Source organism: Mesorhizobium sp. M7A.F.Ca.CA.002.05.1.1, assembly GCF_003998335.1.
GTDB lineage: Bacteria > Pseudomonadota > Alphaproteobacteria > Rhizobiales > Rhizobiaceae > Mesorhizobium.
On sequence record NZ_RZQI01000716.1, the window covers coordinates 1 to 3,137 of the forward strand.

The 3,137-nt window shown below is 61.9% G+C and carries 3 protein-coding genes; all 3 read left to right on the top strand.

The annotated features are described in order from the left end of the window. Positions 1-343: hypothetical protein (locus tag EN939_RS38635; protein WP_206520378.1), on the top strand; the 343-nt coding region annotated here is incomplete at its 5' end. Between the two features lie 337 nt (positions 344-680). Further along, positions 681-1,712, top strand: a complete 1,032-nt coding sequence (locus tag EN939_RS27190; protein WP_127270832.1) for a substrate-binding domain-containing protein — start codon at positions 681-683, stop codon at positions 1,710-1,712. 96 nt (positions 1,713-1,808) lie between these two features. After that, positions 1,809-3,137, top strand: a 1,329-nt coding sequence (locus EN939_RS27195; protein WP_164751253.1) for a sugar ABC transporter ATP-binding protein, incomplete at its 3' end; no start/stop codon positions are given.

Sequence of the window (3,137 nt, forward strand, 5' to 3'; positions counted from 1 at the left end):
CCTCACTAAACAAACAGCCCGCCTCGTGCGGGCTCTTTTGTTTTTTGCCCTGGTGCCGGCGTTTAACCCGTCATCAGGCGCCCCCAAGCAGGCCAAGCCCAAGCCGCAAGACAGAAAACTCAAATCCTCTCCCCAACCAAACTTCGGTAAGCAAACAATCCGCCTGGAACAATGCCGGCGGGCCGTTCGCATTCGGGGGACAGTCGAAGGTTCTCGGAATACTCCGGGTGGTCAAGGCTGCTGTAAGCCGACGAAGCAGCAGACTTCTTGGCCAAGCGACATGGAGAGCGTCACGCCGCGCTCGGAGCAGATGCTTATCAAACAAGATCTGGGCTTCACGTGATAAGACGCGGCCGGCGGGAGGGCACCGCGCGAACTCCTGGGTGCAGATACTCCAACCACACTCCCCGGTTCGCGGCCAAAAAGGCCGGAAAGGCCTTGCCTGGCCCGTACGGCACCTTGGCGGCCTGCGACCAGCTTCGTCGACCGGAGCGTAGACTCCCCGGAAGTAGGTTGTGAAATATATTTCAGTATGTGAATTATATTGACAACGTGCGCCGAGGCTGTAATGTCCCGATCGTCGGCTTTCGGAGGAAGGTTGGCATCATCAAATCCATACGGCAGCGCTCGCTGAGCGCCTGCGACGGTCATTGAGGATGGCTTCGGCCAAGGGAGGAAACTTGCGCAAATTTCTGAGCACGCTCGCAATCGCGGCGGCTGCATCGACCTGCTTTGGGTCGATGCAGGTACGCGCCGAAACCCCAAACCCGTTCAAATGCGAGCCGGGTGAAAAATATGTCATGAACGTCATGGTCTCGGGCGTCGAATACTGGTTCCCGGTCTATGAAATGTTCAAGCAGGCCGGCCAGCAGTTCGGCTGCGAGACCGCCTATACGGGTACGCCGGAATACGACGTCAACAAGCAGATCGCGACCTTCGACCAAGCGCTGGCGCAGAAGCCGGCCGGCATATTGGTGCATCCGATGAACTCCGATCCGTTCATCGAGCCGATCAACCGCGCCATCGAACAGGGCACCGCGGTGGTGACCTTCGCCGCCGACTCGCCGAATTCCAAGCGCGTCTCCTACATCACCTCCGACAACAATGCCGAAGGCACCTATGCTGCCGACGCCGTTGCCAAGGCGATGGACGGCAAGGGCGAATATGCGGTGCTGGAGAATCCCGGCCAGGACAACCACGACAAGCGCGTCCACGCGTTCGTTGCCCGCATGGAAGCCAAATGGCCTGACATGAAGCTCGTCGGCCGCGCCGCTTCGAACCAGGATCCCACCAAGGCCTATCAGGCGGTTCTGAGCCTGGCGCAGGCGCATCCTGATCTTGGCGCCGTGTTCATGCCGGAGGCCAACTCGGCCATCGGCGCTGCCCAGGCCGCCAAGGAAGGCGGTGGCAAGATCCGCGTCATGCTCGCCGACGTCAATGCCAAGATCCTCGACATGATCAAGGCCGGCGAGATCTTCGGCTCGGTCAATCCAAACCAGGGCATGCAGGGCTATATGGGCTTCATGCTGTTGTGGATGGCCAAGCATCCCGGCCTGATCGATCCGATGAACGACGCCAAGCGTTCGGGTTTCAACCCGATGAGCGTGCCCTTCGTCGACAATGGCTTCTCCATTGTCTCCAAGGACAATGCGGACGACTTCTACTGGGACAAGTACCTCAAGCGTCGCGGTACCAAGGGCATCGAGGAATAGTCCCGATCTCGCCGCCCGGCCTCGGCATGGCCGGATTAACCGGGAAGGAGGCTTCGGCCTCCTTCCTCCCCCGCAGGTTCATCGCAGGAGCACGGCGTGACCCAGGCGCCCATTCTTGAAATCCGTGGCCTGTCCAAGGCATTCGGCCCGGTCAAGGCGCTGAGCGACGTACGGTTCGAGCTGCGGCGCGGCGAAATCCATGCACTGTGCGGAGAGAACGGCGCCGGCAAGTCGACGCTGATGAACATGATCGCCGGTGTATTGCAGCCCGACGAGGGCGACATCCTGATCGATGGTGAGCGCATTTCGATCCACTCGCCCGCAGCCGCGCAACGTCTCGGCATTGCGCTTGTCCACCAGGAGATCGCGCTCTGTCAGGACGCGACGGTTGCCGAAAACATCTACATGGCCGCGATCAACAGCCGGCGCGCGCCGCTGATGAATTTCCAAAAGCTCTATTCCGACGCCCAGAAGGTCATGGACCTGCTCGCGCCCATTCCGGTGCGCACCAGGGTCGCCGACCTCTCCATTTCCAACCAGCAGCTTGTCGAGATCGCCAAGGCGCTGACGCTCGACTGCAAGGTGTTGATGCTTGACGAGCCGACCGCGGCACTCACCGAAAGCGAAGCGCAACGCCTGTTCTCGATCGTGCGCGGGCTCAAGGAGCGGGGCATTTCGGTGGTCTATATCAGCCACCGCATGGCCGAGATATTCTCGCTGTGCGACCGCGTCACCGTCTTCCGCGACGGCCGGTACGTGGCGACCGATCAGGTCGCCGCCGTTTCACCTGACGATGTCGTGCGCAAGATGGTGGGCCGCGAAATCACCCAGCTCTATCCCGACAAGCTGGCGCCGCAACAGCCGGGGCGCCTGCTTCTCGCGGTCGAGGGGCTTTCCGATGGCCGCCGCTTCGCCGACGTCGATCTGCAGCTTCGCGCTGGCGAAATTCTCGGCATAGGCGGCCTCATCGGGGCCGGCCGCAGCGAGATCGCGCAAACGGTCTGTGGCCTCAGGCCAATGACGTCAGGAACCGTCGTGCTCGACGGAAAGCAGCTGCGGTTGCGCAGCTATGGCGATGCGGTCAAGGCGGGGCTGGTCTATCTCTCTGAGGACCGGAAAGGCTCCGGCGTGTTCCTCGATCTGCCGATCGCAGCGAACATCTCCGCGCTCGACCTCGGCCGGCTCACCGGGCCACTCGGCTTGCTCAATCGTAAGGCCGAGGATCGTCAGGCGAAGGAGTTGACCGGCAGGCTCGGCGTGCGCATGGCTGGCATTGAGGCCGCCGTCTCGACGCTGAGCGGCGGCAACCAGCAGAAGGTCGCCATCGCCAGGCAGCTGTCCGTCGATCCCAAGGTCATCATCATGGACGAGCCGACACGCGGCATCGATGTCGGCGCCAAGGTCGAGATCCACCGGCTGCTGCGC